The sequence below is a fragment of the Methanobacterium sp. BAmetb5 genome, from assembly GCF_003491305.1.
Classification (GTDB): domain Archaea; phylum Methanobacteriota; class Methanobacteria; order Methanobacteriales; family Methanobacteriaceae; genus Methanobacterium.
Map to the genome: position 1 here is coordinate 1,158,591 of NZ_CP022706.1, position 17,464 is coordinate 1,176,054.

Below are 17,464 nucleotides of genomic sequence, written 5' to 3' on the forward strand. Positions count from 1 at the left end.
ATTACCACTTCCAGACTTATCTTAACCAGATTTGCCTTTTCAAAGGAAATTAAAAATAAAGAAAATTAAAAATAAATGAAATAAAGGATTCTGAATTATTTCTTCCCTCGTTTCAGGGACCATACAGCCAGGCCCAGGAACAGTATGGCAAATATTACCAGGGCAGCTAGATCAGGCCAAATCTTTTCCAGACCCCAACCCTTGAGCATCACTGCCCGGCAGGCATCCACGGCATAGGTGGGAGGTACCAAGTAAGAAAAGGGCCTTAACCATTCAGGTATTGCCTGTATTGGCCAGAATACTCCTGAAAGGAGGAATGCTGGCAGCACCACAAAGGGGAAAAATTGTATGGCCTGTTCTGGCCGTTTAGCCAGACTGGATAGGAGTATTCCCAGTGCCTGGCAGGTGATGGCCAGTATAGCAACTGCCAGGAAGGCCAGGAGCACGTTTCCCACCACTATTATATTAAATACCACCAGGGCAATCACCAGGAGTATTGTTACCTGTATAACACCCAGGGTACCGAAGGTAATAGCATAACCAGTCACCACTTCTCCCTCAGTAACCGGGCTGGCCAGTACACGTTCCAGGGTGCCGCTGGTCCTCTCCCCCACAAAGGTGATGAGGGTTAGGATGGTGGTGAGGAGGTAAACCACGAAGGCCAGAATCCCCGGTACAAAGAAATCAATGAACTCGGCATCCTGACCATAAATGGGTTCAGAGGTAACTTTAAGTGGTGAATTCACCCCTTCCTCAGACATGGTTTCGGTAATGGCATCACTGACTGATTTAAGTATGGCATTTTTAATGTTGGGAATGGTGTCATCACCCTGAATTATGATCTCGGCACTGCTTCCCGAGGATGCATTTTTGGTGGCCACTAGGGCGTTCCGGGTGAAATTCTCCGGGAATATGATCACCGCTGATGTTTTACCATCCATAACCTGCTGGCGGGCCTGTTCCACATTATCCATGGTCTGGATATTCAAGACCTTGGTGTCCAGGTGAGAGATTATGGTCTGGGAGAGGTAGGTGGTGTTTCCCAGAGGTGGGGTGTATCCCTGGTCCTGGTTGACAATTACCACATTCACATCTTCCACATCACCACTGAAAGCCAGTCCAAAGACACACATGGCAAAGATGGGGGCCAGAAACAGCATGGCCAGACTACGCTTGTCATTGACCACGTCACGGAATACACGGCGGCTAACCGCCATTATACGATAAAATTTCATTTTAACACCCCATCCCCTGATTTTTTATCACTCCGGGAGAACATCAGGAAGGCATCCTCCAGGGAATCAGTTCTACTTTCTTCCAGGAGTTTTGAGGGGGTATCCTCGGCTATGAGGTGACCGTGCTGCATGAAGCCTATGCGGTCACAGTTACGGGCTTCGTCCATGTAATGAGTGGTGAGGAGGATGGTTACCCCTCTTTGGCGTAACTGGTAGAAGTAGTTCCAGAAGGATACCCTCAGCTCGGGATCAACCCCTACGGTGGGTTCATCCAGAAACAGTAACTCCGGCTGGTGTATGAGGGTGCAGGCTAAGGAAACCCGGTGTTTCATCCCTCCACTGAGGTTCTCCACCATTTCATGTTTCCAGTCCTCCAGGGCCACGAATTTTAAAAGTTCATCCTCTCTTTTTTCCATTTCCTCCTTATCCAGGTTGAATACCCTCCCGTAGAATTTGAGGTTCTGATCCACGGTAAGTCCCATGTAAACACCAGTTTCCTGGGGCATGTACCCAATACGGGGGACTACATTTCCATCGGGTATCTCTTCTCCCAGAATCCGGGCATCTCCACTGGTAGAATGTAGAATGCTGCACAGCATTTTAATAAGAGTGGTTTTTCCCGCACCATTGGGGCCTAAAAGACCATAGATTTCTCCTTTTTTCACTTTCAGATCCAGATGATTAACTGCGGTGAAGTTTCCATACTGTTTGCTGAGCCCCCTTGTTTCTATGGCCAGTTCACTTTGTTGATTCATATTTTCCTCCTTTACCCAAATTTTAGAGTGTTAGAATGTTATGCTGGTTGTAAAACTATTTAGAGTGTCATCCTGCGGTTAGTGATCTTACTTAGCCAACTTTTATATGTTTTGTCACTAAAGTAGTATAAAATGAAACAATAGTTTAATAATCAATCTCAGGTGAAATCCATGGTGGTAAGTAGAGAAACACTGGAAGCATTGCAGAATTTAGGACTCACTGACTATGAAACCAGGACTTATGTGGCTTTAAATTCTTTAATATCTGGAACTGCAACTGAGATCAGCCAGGCATCACAGGTCCCCCGATCCAGAATCTACAGTATCCTTAAAAGCCTGGCCAGTAAGGGTTTTCTGGAAATAGGGAAGGGAAAACCCCTGTGCTTCACGGTGGTTCCTCCCCACGAAATTTTTGAAAGGAATAGAAAGGAAATGAAAATGAAAATGGAACGTGCTGAGGCCGAGTTGAACGTGATCTACGAAAATCAGATCCCCCAGGTTCCGGCTCCCATCTGGATTCTCCACGGGCCAGATAAGATAGTGAAAAAGGAACTGGAAATCATTTCCCGAGCTAAAGAATCCTTATTCATAATGGGTGGGCTCATGTTTCCGGATGAACCTCTGAAACTTAAAGAACCTCTTCAAAAAAGCTTTAAGAGGGGGGTTAACACCAGGATACTGACTTCACCGGCCTGTAAGACCGATGATGTGGAAGTTCCCACCATGAAGATCCTGGAAGAGTTGCCGGTGGATATCAAGTTTTTCCCAGTTCCTTACATAAAACTGGTAGTTAGAGATAGACAGGAGATGTTGATAGCTTTCTGCAAATTATCGGGAGAGGTGGCTCTTTCTAGTACTGCCATAGGTATATGGAACCAGTATGCCGAGTTTGTAGATACCATAACCGGGATCTATGATTTCATATGGAACATGGACTTTTTCAGTCAGGCTTTCCATCACCAAAGGTCTTTAAATGATAAATAGGGGTAGTATTATCTAGGATGAAAAAAAATAAAAATTTATAAATCAGGGGACAAATTTACTGAGAATTATATCCTTAGGAATCCCAACCTGACTAAAATCTAAAAATGCATAAATCTTCTCATAAGTTTAAAATAATAGTAAATGGTTTTTTAAATGAAAGCACTGTTTGTAGTTACCGGAAGAGGAATTGGCGGGGATGCAGTTACCGCCCTTAATATAGCCCGTGCTCTTGAAAAGTACGATGTTGATTGTGAATTTGCACTGGATCACAGTGCACCGGGTTTACTGTTGAAAAAACATAACCTGCCCTGGCACCGGATCAGTATTCCCCAGGCCGGAGGCCACGCTGCCACCAAAAAAACACTGGCCAAGGCTGCGGTTAAAACATCCAAAGCAGCAGTAGAAGCAGCTCGCCTCATAAGAAAAGTGCATCCCCACGTAGTAGTAGGTGTAATTGGAGGGGGAGCCGTGGTAGGATGTTTAGGGGCCAAGATGGCCGGAGTTCCTTCGGTAGGTATTCTAATAACCCCTACCGATGCCAAGGTGTGTACTAAAATAACCACCACAGTGGCTCTTCCCGAATCCAACCTTTTCCAGATGGACTTAAATGATGAAAACATTCATAAAGCTTATTCTCCAGTGGATCCCACCATAGTAGTGGGAGATAAGGAAAAGGCACTGGAATTACTACCCCCAGAATTTGATGAAACCCGCCCCACCATTCTCTTATCCTCCGGCTCCACATTGTTTGAAAAAATGGCTCGAGGAGCAGCAGCACTGGGTAAAAGTGGTATTGATGCCAATATCCTGGTGGTTGGAGCACCCCTGGAAGAAGAATACCGGGACCTCCTTAAAGAGGATAACATCATGTACCTGGAGTACATTGACTGGATCCGGGACCTCTATAAAGTGGTGGATCTGGCGGTGCTCACCGATGATGGTATGATGATCCAGGAAGCTATCGCCTGCCAGTTACCTATCATCGCTCTTTTAGGAGTTAAATACGGACGTTATCATAATCTGGCCGAGATTTTTAAGGGAGCAGTGCTGGAAAGCCAGCTGGAAGACATAGTCCCGGTTACCAGGGAGTCGTTTAATAGACTGGATGAACTGAAGGAAAACGCCCTTAAATACAGTGCAGATGTTTTGAATGCTTCCGATAACATAGCTCGCATTATATATGATAAAATGAAAAATGAATGAACATTTAATATAATTTTGATTCTATCCATATTTCGACAGAAAATGGAGTAATTTGTAAATAGCATCAGTTGAAGGATGAGTTTCAATAAAATCATCAAAATCTGCGGTTTTATAACCATCTTTCACCATCTTGGCCAGATAAGGAATGCTGGTGCGAGATGCCGGAGAAATTGACGATACCCGGGTTATTTCACTGGTTTCAAGGTCTGATGATATTTTGGTGAACCCGGTTTCCCCATCCAGGGCATGCCAAAATGATCCCGGGCCGGCAGAACCACGGATACGGACATCGAATTCATCTTCTGAGTTTTCTACACCTGAATCAATGAAACTGACTGGATAGTACAGGGTTATGGATTGGGGTATCAGACGGTAGTCCATGGTAGCTGATACGTCACAGGCGTTCCTGGCTGCGATCACCCCTTCCCTACGGGCCACCGGAGTGTTACCCACGGTGCCCACCACATCTCCTGCTGCGTAAATTGAAGGATTAGTGGTTTTCATCTGTTCATTGACTACAATTTCTTTTTTAGAACCGATTTCTACCATACCATCCACTATTTCCGAATTAGGAATCATGCCTGTGGCCAAAAATACCTTCCCTTCCACAGGACCCTGAGATGTTGATGCTCCTTCGGGTGTTATTTCCTGTACCTGCACATTTTCCTGGATTTGGACACCCGGGAGAAGGTGTTTTACAATGTAATCCCTAAATTCTGGATCAATGTTGCTTAAAAACTGGTTGCGGCATAGTATTTTAACTTTACTGCCCAGTGAGGAGAATATACCTGCAAATTCGGTGGCAATCACTCCACTCCCCACTATGTTAAGGTTTGGAGGAATTTCTTTCCAATCCAGAACATTTTTATAGGTTGAAGCGTGTGCCACACCCGGAACTGGAGGTATAAACGGCCGGGAGCCAGTGGCGATTAAGAGTTTGTCGTAGGGGTACTCATCTCCATTAACTTCCACCATCCCCTCCCTGATGGTTGCTTCGCCCATTACCAATTCTGCCCCGGTTTGCTGGGTTTCGTGTTTTAAAATATTTGCTATTTTCCCGGTGATCTGTTTTATCCCCCGGGTCACTTCCGAGTAATCAATGGAGTGTTCCTGGGAGATTATACCCAGTTTCTGGTAATTTTTCGAGTCCTCGTGAAACCTTACCACATCGTTGAAGCCGCAAACCACCATACATCCCTCGTGGAGACAGGTCCCACCCACATGTTCCTTTTCAATCAGGGTGACTTCTGCATCCAGTTGTGCTGCTTCCATTGCTGCGCTGCGACCGGCTGGTCCTCCTCCAATAATTACCATTTTCATTTTCTAAACCCCTAGAGATACTGTTTTAATTATTTTTTTGACTTGAACATTCCCAAGATATTTATATGGTGATGATTATCTATAAATAACTGAAATTATTCCCGGTATTGTAAAGAGTACTGGGTTTAATACTATTTCCCTAAAGATTCAATCCAATTAAAAATAACTGTATTAACTATTTAAATAAATTTAAAAGGTGAAAATTGTGTGTATAGCAGCACCAGCCCAGATAGTGGAAATTAAAGATAATGTGGCTACTGTAGATTTTGGTGGAGTAAGGCAACAGGCTAAGCTGGACTTAGTCAGTGATGTCGACGTTGGCCGTTACGTTCTGGTTCATTCCGGATATGCAATAGAAGTTTTATCCGATCAGGAGGCTCAGGAATCCCTGGAAGCTTGGGGTGAGCTTTTAAAAATTATGGATGAAGAAGGCACCGAAAAAGAAAACAACCAGTAGATGATTCACCCCTAAATCATCTTCTATTTTTAATTTTAGTTTTTTATTAACTCTTTATATCTGATTTTTAAAGGAATACCTACTATTAAAAGGATCTCGGTAAAAAATGGGATCTTTAAGGGATTTTTTAATAAATTGACACCCTTTTAACCCCCGGTATGTCCAGAAACTTCTGGATCATTTCCCCCTTAACTGGTTTTTCGGTGATTATGGTTAATTTAGGGTTTTCTTCTAGTTCAGGGTCTCCAGCATGGGCCTGTCTAATGCTTATATTCTCTTGTGATATTAACTGGGTGGCTTTGGCCAGTATCCCCGGTGTGCCCGCCTGTGCTTCCACTTCCACCACTCCAAACCCTAAATCACTGGCCACGTTTTTCAGGAGTGCTCCGGCCGGGAATATATTGGCAAATACGGATGACAGTTCAGGGTCTTCCATTATAACCTCCACTGTGGAGCGGATGGACCTGCGGTCAACACCAGTTCCCCGGGCAAGGGCCACATCACTTATCTCTACATCACCACAGTAGATCTTCCCATTCGGACCTACTCTAAGCCCTAACTCCACGATTTTTCGGGCAACTCCCATTCTAGCGGGGAATTTCTCGAATTTATGTTTAATACGGTCCCACATTAACTAATCACCTTGCCATTTTGCGCCCTTACATTATTATTACAGATTAAACTACTTACATCCCTTTTCAATTTCTGGATAGATACCTCTAATCCATGACAGCAACTATTCATGATTTGGCATTGCCCATATAATTAGTTTTATGTACATATCTGTACTCTAAAGGTTTAAATAGTACAATAAAGTATAACAATGACAGAAGAAAGGTGAAAACAATGCAAGGCAGTGAATGTTTTTGGCGAATATAATTTGAAAAATAAAGAAGCAAAAAGAACTACAATTGACTTCGATGCTCCTTTTGAACTGTTTAAAAAAATATACAGCAAATATCCCAGCAGTTTCCTACTGGAGTCCATGGAAAGTGACAGTGGACTGGCCCGGTACTCAGTTCTGGGATTCAACCCGGTAGCAACCCTCAAGGCTCACCATGGAATTCTTGAAATCATAAAGGAAGATGGGACCGAAGAAATTGAAACACCCAACCCCTTCAACCAGATAAAGGATCTCATTGGAACTGGAAGCAATAAAAAGGGATTCCAAGGAGGACTGGTGGGATACGTCTCCTACGAGGCCGTGAAGTACTTTGAACCGGTGCAGGTACAGGAGGGAAGATTCCCTGACTATGAATTTGGACTCTTCCTGGACGCGGTGATCTTCGACCGGCTCCAGAACAAGTGTGAATACGTGACACTGGGTGAAAACCGGTTGGAAGAGATCAGAGAAATTGATACTGGAGACCTGGAAGAGAAATGTCTCACTTTCCAGGAAGAAAACCACCACTTTTCACAGGATAAGTACCAAAAAATGGTTTTAGATACTAAAGAATTGATAAAAGCTGGTGAAATATTCCAATGCGTTATTTCAAACGCTCGTGAATATGTTATTAAGGGGAATAGACTTTCTTTCTATGAAACTCTCCGCAACATCAACCCCTCCCCTTACATGTACCATCTGAAGTTGGGTGAAAGGGAAATCATTGGCTCCAGTCCGGAAATGCTGATGAGGGTGGAAGGAAGGGATATTGAAACCTATCCCATAGCCGGAACCCGAAAACGGGGCACCAACCCCCAGCAGGATCAGGAACTGGAGAGGGAACTTCTGGCGGATGAAAAGGAAAAAGCCGAACATTTGATGCTGGTTGACCTGGCCCGTAACGACATCGGCCGGGTGAGTGAATTCGGTTCAGTACACGTGCCCCAGTACATGACGGTTAAAAAATTTTCCCATGTACAGCACATCGTCTCCCAGGTGATGGGAAAACTGCAGAAGGACAAAAATGCCGTGGATGCATTTGCCTCCATCTTCCCGGCAGGCACACTAAGCGGAGCCCCCAAAATACGAGCTATGGAAATAATAAACCAGTTAGAAGGAATACCCCGTGGACCATACGCCGGGGCAGTGGGTTATTTTTCCTTAAATGGGAATGCTGATTTTGCCATTACCATAAGGACCCTGGTCTGTGACGGAGACCATGGAAAGATTCAAGCCGGGGCCGGTATAGTCCATGACTCAGTTCCCACCACCGAGTACCATGAATGTGAAAATAAAGCCCAGGCACTTCTGAGTGCATTGAACATGGCAGGTGAGGCTAAATGATTCTCATAATTGATAACTACGATTCTTTCACCTACAACCTTTATCAACTGGTGGGAGAATTTGAAGAGGATATTCGTGTTTTTAGAAACGATGAAATAACCATAGAAGAAATCAAAACCCTGCAACCTGAACGTATCATAATATCTCCCGGTCCCGGGAACCCGGAAAACGAGAGGGATTTCGGAGTTAGCAGAGAAACCATACTGGAGATGGGACAGGAAGTTCCAGTATTAGGTGTCTGTCTAGGGCATCAGGGAATTTTTAGTGCATTTGGTGGTGAAATCACCCGGACTGAACCCGTCCACGGGAAACAGACCATGATATATCACCAGAATACAGGCATGTTTAAGGGGGTTGAAAGTCCCCTGCAGGCAGCTAGATACCATTCTCTGGTTTGTAAAAGGGATAGTACCCCTCCCTCCATGGATATACTGGCTGAAACTGATGATGGAATGATAATGGCCATTAAACATCAGGATTATCCCATATTTGGCCTCCAATTTCATCCAGAGTCCGTGGGGACCACCGAAGGCCGGAGGATCATGAAAAACTTTTTGGAGATGGAGTTCTCATGAAATTTACGGACATAATCACGGAAAGGCAAAGGGTACTGGAGATAAGGAAAAAATATCAACCCCTTTCTGAGTTGAAAGAAAACATAAAACGGGTTAAACTTCGAACTGACTTTAAAAAATCATTAAATAAAGAAGACGAGGTTTCTATTATCTGTGAATACAAACCGGCATCTCCATCCCTTGGTGAAATCAGTCAGCTAACAGTGGGAGATGTGATTCCACAGTTTGAAGAGGGAGGAGCCAGTGCAGTTAGTGTACTGACTGAAGAATCATTCTTCAATAGTAACATTGATAACTTGAAGCTGGCCTGTAAAATAACCAGACTCCCCCTGCTTCGTAAAGATTTCATCCTGGATCCCTATCAGATCTACGAGGCCCGGGCCTATGGTGCCAGTGCTGTTCTTTTAATGGCTGGTGTATATCCTGATCTTCATGAAGGGATCGCACTTTGTAACTACCTGGATCTGGACGCCCTGGTGGAATGCAAAACCCGTGAGGAAATAGAAATAGCCATCAAAGCAGGGGCTGAAATAATTGGAGTAAATAATCGTGATTTCAATGATTTCACCATTGATCTGAGAAGAACAGGAAAATTAACCAGTTTCATCCCCTCCAACATTACCCTGGTGTCAGAAAGTGGAGTGAAAACCCCGGAGGATGTCAAATTCCTATCTCAATTTGGAGTAAACGCTATTTTAGTGGGAAGCAGCATCATGACCTCCCCCAACATCCACAAAAAGGTTAAAGAACTGGTAAATGCAGGTAATCCCATAATATCTGGAGATAACCCTGTAACTACTGGAAATTTCCAGGTTTAGGTAAAGGTTAGGAATATGAACATTAAAATCTGCGGAATACGCCGAAATAAAGACCTTTTAACCTGTGAAAACGCAGGTGCAGATTTAATTGGGTTTATAAATATTGAAAGATCCAAACGACTGGTTAAAACCCAGAAGATAAAGGATTTAACATCATCCATGAAGGACCAGGAAAAGGCGGTGCTTGTAATTGAACCGGAAAATATGGAGGATGCTCAGGAAAAAATAGAAAAAACAGGTTTAATGAAAGTGCAACTTCATTCACTTTTAGCTGAGGATATAATTAAGTTAAAAATGCATTATCAAACTAAAAACGAACCGAACAAATGCATTGATCCGGTTAAAAAATATAAAAGTGATTTAACAGTTATTAGAGTCATAGGATTACCCAAAAAAATAAATTTCCAAAAAATTAGGGAAATTCAGGATTTTACCCGGGTCTGTGATGGTCTTCTTTTTGACTCGGAAATTGAAGGGAAAACCGGTGGAACTGGAAGGCAGATCCCACTTGAAACTGCTACAGAAGCTGCAAAAATAGCAAAAAAATGTAATCCTGATTTGAAACTCTTCCTTGCCGGAGGAATGAATAAAAACAGGATCGAAAATGAACTAAAAACTCTGGATAACTTTTTTGACTTTGTAGATGTAAACTCCGGAGTCGAAGATGAACCTGGAGTTAAAAACATGGCCAAAATTAATGATTTAATGGAGATTAAGGTGATTTAATGATAAATAATGGAAAATTTGGCAAATATGGGGGGATATTCGTTCCAGAACTCCTTATACCTGCCCTGGAGGAGTTAGAAAAGGCTTTCCTGAAATACAAAGATGATAAAGAATTCAACCAAGAACTGGATTATTACCTGAAAGAATTTGCAGGACGGCCCACTGCCCTGTACTATGCCCGTAACCTTTCAGAAAAATTAGGATGCAAAATCTACCTTAAAAGGGAGGATATGTTGCATACTGGGGCGCATAAAATAAATAATACAATTGGACAGGGACTCTTAGCTAAGTATATGGGTAAAACCAGGCTGATCGCTGAAACTGGTGCTGGTCAACATGGTATTGCCACGGCAGTAGTGGGATCCCTGCTGGGAATTCCGGTAGAAGTTTACATGGGATCAAACGATGTGGAAAGACAGAAATTGAATGTTCTGAGGATGGAACTTTCTGGAGCTAAGGTATTACCAGTTGATGCTGGTTCAAGAACCCTCAAAGATGCCATAAATGATGCTTTCCGGGACTGGACTTCCAGTGTGGAAAACACCCACTACCTGATTGGTACTACCATGGGCCCCCATCCTTACCCCACCATGGTTAAACACTTCCAGAGCATCATCGGTAGAGAGACCAGGGCTGAAATACTGGAAAAAGAGGGTGAACTTCCTGATGCAGTTATCGCCTGTGTTGGTGGAGGTAGTAACTCCATAGGAATCTTTTCCGGATTCGTGAATGATGAGGCAGTTGAACTCATTGGAGTGGAAGGAGGAGGAGATGGAATCAAAACCCCCCGGACCGGTGCAACCTTATGTAAAGGTACCGAGGGAATACTCCACGGATCATTTTCCTTCGTTCTTCAAAATAACGATGGACAGATATCCGAAGCCCATTCAGTATCGGCTGGCCTGGATTACCCTGGAGTGGGTCCAGAACACGCCTACCTCCACAGCAGTGGAAGGGCAAACTATGTAGCGGTGACTGATAAAGAGGCACTTCGTGGTTTTGAACTATTATCCCGATATGAAGGCATTATTCCCGCTCTTGAAAGCTCCCACGCCGTGGCTTATGCTGAGAAATATGCTAAAATGCCTGAAAATAAGGGTAAAACCATTGTGGTTAACCTTTCCGGACGAGGGGACAAGGATATGTTCCTGGTTGCCAGTGAAATGGGGGTGGAAGTATGAGTTTTAAACCTGAAAGTTATCAGGAGATGTTCATACGGGTTAAATCCAAAAATGAGGGAGGATTCATTCCTTTTATCGTGGCTGGAGACCCGGACTTTGATACCTCCCTGGAGATCGTGAGAACCTTTGTGGAAAATGGTGCCGATGCCCTGGAGATAGGATTTGCCTTCAGTGACCCGGTTGCTGACGGTCCCACCGTCCAGGAAGCAGATTTAAGGGCACTTCAGGCAGGCATGACCACCCAGAAGGGATTTGAATTCATCCGAAAGATCAGAGAATTCACTTCCATACCCATTGGCCTGCTGGTGTACTACAACCTGATTTACCAGATGGGTGTTGACCAGTTCTATAAAACTGCCTACGAAAGTGGAGTTAACGCTATTTTAGCAGCAGATTTACCCCTTGAAGAATCTAAAGACGCAATTACTGCCTCTAAAAAGTATGGAGTTCAACAGGTGTTCATGGCTGCCCAAACCACCAGTAATGAACGCTTAGAAAAAATTTCCAATCTTTGTGAGGGATTTTTGTATGTGGTGGCCGTTATGGGTGTCACCGGCGCCCGGGGAGATCTACAGACCAGTACCGTGGACCTCATAAAGCGAGTGAGAAGCCACACTGACCTGCCGTTAAGTGTTGGTTTTGGTATTTCCAAACCAGAACATGTTACTAACGTGATCAGTGCCGGGGCAGATGGAGCTATTGTGGCCAGCGCCATACTGGACATAATAACTGAAAATCTCCAGGATAAGGAGACTATGAAGAGGAAAATCGCAGAATTCTGCCAAAAACTCAAGGAAGCAACTAAAAAAAATAGATTGAGGTTTTAGTTAAATGATTGCCGAGTGTTTGAATAAAGTAGTTTCCGGGCATAATCTGAGTGAAGATGAGGCCTACAATTGTATGATGGAAATGGTGAGTGGCGATGCCAGTGATGTGGATATGGCAGCATTTCTGGCGGCACTAACCACCAAAGGTGAGGATCCTGTCGAAATAACCGGTTTTGTCAAGGCCATGCGTGAAGTTTCCATCAAAGTCCACCCTAATTTAGATGATGCCATGGTGGATACCTGTGGTACAGGAGGAGACCGGTTCAAGACCTTTAATGTGAGTACCATAGCCACACTAATTGCCGCTGCTGCTGGAGTACCCATTGCCAAACATGGAAACCGTGCTATAAGTAGCAAATGTGGTGGTGCGGATATTCTGGAAGCAATGGGAGTTAATATCAATGGTGATGCCTCCAGCGTGGAAAGCTGCCTGGAAAAATCAGGTATGGGCTTCATGTTCGCCCCCAACTTCCACCCAGCAACCAAACACGTGATGAGCGTACGCAGAAAACTGGGGATAAGAACTGTTTTCAACCTTTTGGGACCATTAACTTCTCCTGCAAATCCAGAAATTCACCTTATGGGTGTTTTCGACCCAGAATACGTGGAAACCGTGGCCAATGTTCTTAAAAATTTAGGGGTTAAACGAGCCATGGTAGTGCATGGCTTTGATGAAGATAACCAACCGGCACTGGATGAAATATCTATTATTGGCCGAACCCATGTGGCTATCCTGGAGGAAGGGCAGATTAATGTTTTTGATCTTTATCCAGAAGATTTCGGTCTGGAACCCGTTGACAAACAACTGATTATGGCTCGGGATACCCTGGAAGAAAACCTGCAGATTGCTGGGGATGTTCTGGATGGAAAAGATAACACTCCTGGTGAAAAGGCCAGAATGAACATATGTCTGGCCAATGCCAGTGCAATTCTTTTCCTGGCAGGAAAAACAGGTGATTTTAAAGAGGGAATGAAAATTGCCCGGGAAATGGTGATGAATGGAAGGGCTAAAGCAAAACTTCAGGAATTTATCCAGGCCAGCAACAGCAGTTAAACTGAAATTTCATTTTTTTTATGATTTGAAGTGCTAAATAAGATTACTATACCTTAGCCACACCAATTCTAAGAGCATTCAGTATAACTGCCAGGCTGAGGCCCATATCCCCAATACCCACTGCCATCCACAGGGTAATCACCCCCAGAACTGCAAAAAGGGCAAAGGAACTTTTAACCATAATGGAGAGGGCCACATTCTGCTGGACCACCCCCATGGTTTTTCTGCTCAGTTTCACCAGATATTCCAGTTGGGATAGATCATCGTGCATCAGTGCCACATCTGCGGTTTCAATGGCCACATCTGAACCAACTGCACCCATAGCAATTCCTATATTGGCTTTTGCCAGTGCAGGAGCATCATTAACTCCGTCTCCCACCATGGCCACATTTCCATGTTGTTGTGCCAGTTCATTAATCTTATTCACCTTATCTTCCGGTAGTAAGCTATGGTGGTATTCATCCAGACCTAACTGGGTGGCCACCCGGCAGGCAGTACCCTCGTTATCTCCAGTGAGCATGATGGTCTTAATTCCATTCTTTTTAAGGAAGGTAACTGTCTCCAGGGCACTATCCCTGATGCGATCCATGAGAACTATTAATCCCATAATTTCCTGTCCTTTTCCCAGGAGAACCGTGGTTTTACCCTCTGAATCATATTCTTTTAATTTTTCCCGGACCTCTTTACCCAGAATATCTTCGCCCTTTAAAGGATTTAACTGCTTAATAAATGTCATATTCCCTAAATAAAATATTTCTCCATGAATTTCGCCCTTTAATCCAGCACCAGCCGTGGATTTAAAGTTGGTAACGTCTTTCAGTTGGATATTTTCATCTTCTGCCTTTTTGACTATGGCTTTGGCCAGGGGATGCTTGGAATGTAGTTCCAGGGAAGCCGCCAGTTGCAAGATATCATGTTGGGAATTACCATTGAAGGGAACTATCTCTGCTACTTCCAGGAGTCCCTCCGTTAATGTCCCGGTTTTGTCAAAGACCATGGCCTTCACATTTTTCATTTCCTCCACATATTCTCCACCTTTTATGAGAACACCCTTTCTTGTAGCTGCAGTTATCCCGGAAACCATGGAAACGGGGGTAGAAATGGCCAGAGCACAGGGACAGGACACCACCAGTAAAACCAGGGCACGGTAGAACCATTCCTCAAAGGACATTCCCAGGAAAAACGGTGGTACCACCGCCACGGTTACCGCAACCAGAATAACGCTGGGAGTGTAGTAAGTGGCGAATCTATCAATAAAGGCTTCTGTTTTGGATTTTTTATCTTTGGACTGGCGAACCAGTTCTATTATTCGGGATATAACAGTTTCATCTGATTTACGGGACACCTTAATTTCCAGGTAGCCCTCACGGTTGATGGTGCCGGCAAAAACTTCGTCACCATCTTTTTTGGTGACGGGCATGCTCTCCCCAGTTAGGGGAGACTGATCCACTGCGGATTGTCCTTTGACCACCAATCCATCTAGAGGTATCTTGTCACCAGCACGAACTACCACTTTCTCCTCCAGGTCCACGGCATGAGTATGTATTTCAATTTCTCGGCCATTTCTAACAACATGGGCGGTTTCAGGTGCCAATTTAAGCAGGGCTGCTATTGAGCTACGTGCTCTTTCACTGGCATAGTCCTCTAAAAACTCGGCCACATAGAACAGAAACATAACTGCCGCACCCTCTTCACCATGACCAATGAGGAATGCCCCGGCAGCAGCAATGGTTATTAAGAAACTCATGTTGAATCTGAGCTTTAACAATCCTTTAAACGCGCTTTGAATTATTTCAAATCCAGCAATGGCCACCACAGCCAGGAAGGCAACCTCGGCCAGTATCCCCTGGCCCAGTAGATTCTCCAGCACTATCCCCAGGGCAAAAATTATGGCCGAGGTTACGATGATTTTTAGGGATTTTTGTTTCCATAATGGTTCTTTTTCTTGGAAAACATCTCCCCCGCAGCAGGTACACATTTCAGACGAGTTTTGATCCGCTTTACACTGTTGATTATCTTGATCTTTGGACATAGAAAATTCCCCTATATACTGGTTAACTTGGTGATTTTTTTTGAATCCATTTTTGTGTTGGAATCAAGTTGAGGGAACACGAAGATTCTACAATATATGTTCATATGAATAGCTGTTCAATTGAGTATATATAATTTTGGGATTTACCAGAACCAAAAGTTTGCCAGAACCAAAAATATTAATGGGGAGCGGGTTCAACTTAAGTAGTGCAATTGCCGGGATAGTCTAGTCAGGTAAGGCGTAGGATTCGAAATCCTATGAGCAGTGCTCACCCTGGGTTCAAATCCCAGTCCCGGCGCTACAATTTAATTAAGTCCAGTTCTAATTTTTAAAAATGAATTTAAGGATATATGCCTATTTTTTCACATTTCTCCCCAAGAGTATCCCCTAAAAATACTGATCCACACTATCAAAATATTAATATATATTAAATGAATATTACAATGTGTTCTATATTATGAGACATATACTTAGGACACGCTGTGCTGGATTCAATTTAATAACATATTAATAAGTCCTTAAATCCCTTATTAAACAGTTATATCCCGTAAAGATGAATTGGTTTATGGTATCATGGAAAGAATAACCTTTTTAGACAACGCCTATCTGGGTAAAAACCAGTGGTGGAGATATCTTCTGAATCTTATCATTACCTGGATAGGCCCTATACTGCTCCTTTTAATAATGCTAATCCCCGTGCTTATCTTCAGTTATCCATTTGATACAAAAATTAATGCCGAAACCTGGATAAGAGATAATCCACTGGTTATTCTGGTATTTTTAGGGATTTATTATGCCCTGGCCTTTGCACTTTTTTACGCTTGTTCCCGCCTAATCCAGGGAAAAAAGCTTCTGGACATGATTACCACGAATTCCCAGTTCAACTGGAAGAGGATGTTAAAGGGTGCCAGCTTATGGTCGATTATTTTAGGATTTTCCCTGATGGTGGATGTTCTGTTAAGTCCCACACCCGTTAATCTGACATTTAACTGGTCATTTTTTATATTACTTCTATTGAGCCTGATTATATTCCCCATACAGGCCTCCTTTGAAGAGATATTCTTCAGAGGATATCTCCTACAGGGAATTGGACTTTTAACACGCAAACCATTAATAGCAATTTTTGCAACTTCAGTTCTGTTTGCAATAGGCCATTTAGGGAATGGACAGACTTTTGCCAGTGGATTATCATCAGTATTTAACATGTTCATATTGGGAATGGTGCTGGGCATCATCACCCTGGGAGAAAACGGACTGGAAACTGCCATTGGCGCCCACATAGCTAACAACATACTTATTACTTCTTTAGGAAACGGTCTGAGCTTTTTAGGTGACTATCCCTCCCTGTTAACCTCTGGAACTGGAACATCACTGGGTGTACCCTACTTCATCCTACCCTTCATCCTCTTAGCCTTAGTATTCTGGAGAAAAAAAGACAAACTGTCGTTAATATTTAAAACCCACTGGCGGTTGAGTGATCCTTATCCAGTGGCAATGGAAATCCAATGTGTTAACTGTAAAACCATCAACCCAGAAATAGCCAACTACTGCCGGGAATGCGGAGAACCCTTACTTATAGAGTATGCTTCCACTCCCCGCAAGGTTTTGGCTTTTCTAATTGATCTTACTCTCCTAACCATAGTGTCCCTGGTGTTAATGGCGGTGATTTTCCTAATGGTTTACCTAAACCCCTATTCTTTCAGCCCAGGATTAGCCTCCGGTGTCTGGATCATCCTTTCTACACTAATATTTTTTGTTTACCTGGTTTTAATGGAAAAAACCGGGAAAACCGTGGGAAAAATGATAACCGGGTTGAGGGTTGTTGATGAATACACTCTAAAACCAATTAGTTACCGTCAGAGTATTTTAAGGAATGTTATGTTGATTGCTGACCTGTTTCCCTTTATTTTACCGGGTTTAATGGGTTTAATAGTAAGTGCAAAATCAGATGAAAAACAGAGAATGGGAGATATGGCCGCCGAAACCATAGTAATATGGGGTTAACTTTGAGAATAGGTATTAAATCTTGAAAAGAATATCTTGAAAAAGTTTTAATAACCTAAATTAGAA

At 43.4% G+C, this 17,464-nt stretch carries 16 protein-coding genes and 1 tRNA gene; 12 read left to right on the forward strand and 5 right to left on the reverse strand.

What is annotated here, in order from left to right:
• Nucleotides 1–95 precede the first annotated feature (95 nt).
• Nucleotides 96–1,235, reverse strand: coding sequence for an ABC transporter permease (locus CIT02_RS05590; protein WP_292614803.1), 1,140 nt, complete (start codon nucleotides 1,233–1,235; stop codon nucleotides 96–98).
• On the reverse strand, nucleotides 1,232–1,990 hold the full coding sequence (locus tag CIT02_RS05595; protein WP_292614805.1) for an ABC transporter ATP-binding protein: 759 nt from the start codon (nucleotides 1,988–1,990) through the stop codon (nucleotides 1,232–1,234). Before CIT02_RS05595 ends, CIT02_RS05590 begins: the two co-directional genes overlap by 4 nt.
• A gap of 171 nt (nucleotides 1,991–2,161) precedes the next feature.
• Here CIT02_RS05595 and CIT02_RS05600 point away from each other — a divergent pair, with 171 nt between their 5' ends.
• Nucleotides 2,162–2,974: a TrmB family transcriptional regulator gene (locus CIT02_RS05600; protein WP_292614807.1), complete on the forward strand. Its 813-nt coding sequence runs from the start codon at nucleotides 2,162–2,164 to the stop codon at nucleotides 2,972–2,974.
• 153 nt (nucleotides 2,975–3,127) lie between these two features.
• Nucleotides 3,128–4,177, forward strand: coding sequence for a glycosyltransferase (locus CIT02_RS05605; RefSeq protein ID WP_292614809.1), 1,050 nt, complete (start codon nucleotides 3,128–3,130; stop codon nucleotides 4,175–4,177).
• Nucleotides 4,178–4,198: 21 nt separating this feature from the next.
• Here the strand turns inward: CIT02_RS05605 and CIT02_RS05610 are convergent, their stop codons facing one another.
• The gene (locus CIT02_RS05610) at nucleotides 4,199–5,497 is read right to left on the reverse strand and encodes an NAD(P)/FAD-dependent oxidoreductase (protein WP_292614811.1); all 1,299 of its coding nucleotides are present in this window, start codon (nucleotides 5,495–5,497) and stop codon (nucleotides 4,199–4,201) included.
• Nucleotides 5,498–5,702: 205 nt separating this feature from the next.
• On the opposite strand from CIT02_RS05610, the gene CIT02_RS05615 reads away from it, so the two are divergent.
• Nucleotides 5,703–5,954: a HypC/HybG/HupF family hydrogenase formation chaperone gene (locus tag CIT02_RS05615; protein WP_292614813.1), complete on the forward strand. Its 252-nt coding sequence runs from the start codon at nucleotides 5,703–5,705 to the stop codon at nucleotides 5,952–5,954.
• Between the two features lie 127 nt (nucleotides 5,955–6,081).
• Here CIT02_RS05615 and CIT02_RS05620 read toward each other — a convergent pair whose 3' ends face one another.
• Entirely contained in the window at nucleotides 6,082–6,585 is a 504-nt protein-coding gene (locus CIT02_RS05620; RefSeq protein ID WP_292614815.1) for an amino acid-binding protein, read from the reverse strand.
• A 225-nt stretch (nucleotides 6,586–6,810) separates the two neighbouring features.
• Here CIT02_RS05620 and trpE point away from each other — a divergent pair, with 225 nt between their 5' ends.
• From trpE to trpD, 7 genes are read left to right on the forward strand one after another with little or no spacing between them, the layout of a single operon-like run.
• Entirely contained in the window at nucleotides 6,811–8,181 is a 1,371-nt protein-coding gene (gene trpE, locus CIT02_RS05625; protein ID WP_394340422.1) for an anthranilate synthase component I family protein, read from the forward strand.
• Nucleotides 8,178–8,756, forward strand: a complete 579-nt coding sequence (locus CIT02_RS05630) for an aminodeoxychorismate/anthranilate synthase component II (protein WP_292614819.1) — start codon at nucleotides 8,178–8,180, stop codon at nucleotides 8,754–8,756. Before trpE ends, CIT02_RS05630 begins: the two co-directional genes overlap by 4 nt.
• On the forward strand, nucleotides 8,753–9,574 hold the full coding sequence (gene trpC / locus CIT02_RS05635; RefSeq protein WP_292614821.1) for an indole-3-glycerol phosphate synthase TrpC: 822 nt from the start codon (nucleotides 8,753–8,755) through the stop codon (nucleotides 9,572–9,574). The genes CIT02_RS05630 and trpC overlap by 4 nt, the downstream gene beginning before the upstream one ends.
• A 15-nt stretch (nucleotides 9,575–9,589) precedes the next feature.
• Nucleotides 9,590–10,300, forward strand: coding sequence for a phosphoribosylanthranilate isomerase (locus CIT02_RS05640; protein ID WP_292614823.1), 711 nt, complete (start codon nucleotides 9,590–9,592; stop codon nucleotides 10,298–10,300).
• Entirely contained in the window at nucleotides 10,300–11,481 is a 1,182-nt protein-coding gene (gene trpB, locus CIT02_RS05645; RefSeq protein ID WP_292614825.1) for a tryptophan synthase subunit beta, read from the forward strand. Before CIT02_RS05640 ends, trpB begins: the two co-directional genes overlap by 1 nt.
• The gene (gene trpA, locus CIT02_RS05650; RefSeq protein ID WP_292614826.1) at nucleotides 11,478–12,308 is read left to right on the forward strand and encodes a tryptophan synthase subunit alpha; all 831 of its coding nucleotides are present in this window, start codon (nucleotides 11,478–11,480) and stop codon (nucleotides 12,306–12,308) included. Before trpB ends, trpA begins: the two co-directional genes overlap by 4 nt.
• A gap of 4 nt (nucleotides 12,309–12,312) precedes the next feature.
• Complete coding sequence (gene trpD, locus CIT02_RS05655) at nucleotides 12,313–13,362, forward strand: anthranilate phosphoribosyltransferase (protein ID WP_292614828.1); 1,050 nt, start codon at nucleotides 12,313–12,315, stop codon at nucleotides 13,360–13,362.
• A 46-nt stretch (nucleotides 13,363–13,408) separates the two neighbouring features.
• Here the strand turns inward: trpD and CIT02_RS05660 are convergent, their stop codons facing one another.
• Entirely contained in the window at nucleotides 13,409–15,394 is a 1,986-nt protein-coding gene (locus CIT02_RS05660) for a cation-translocating P-type ATPase (RefSeq protein WP_292614830.1), read from the reverse strand.
• Between the two features lie 214 nt (nucleotides 15,395–15,608).
• Here CIT02_RS05660 and CIT02_RS05665 point away from each other — a divergent pair.
• Nucleotides 15,609–15,692 (forward strand) — tRNA-Ser (locus CIT02_RS05665).
• A 275-nt stretch (nucleotides 15,693–15,967) separates the two neighbouring features.
• Entirely contained in the window at nucleotides 15,968–17,398 is a 1,431-nt protein-coding gene (locus CIT02_RS05670; protein WP_292614832.1) for an RDD family protein, read from the forward strand.
• Nucleotides 17,399–17,464: the final 66 nt, after the last annotated feature.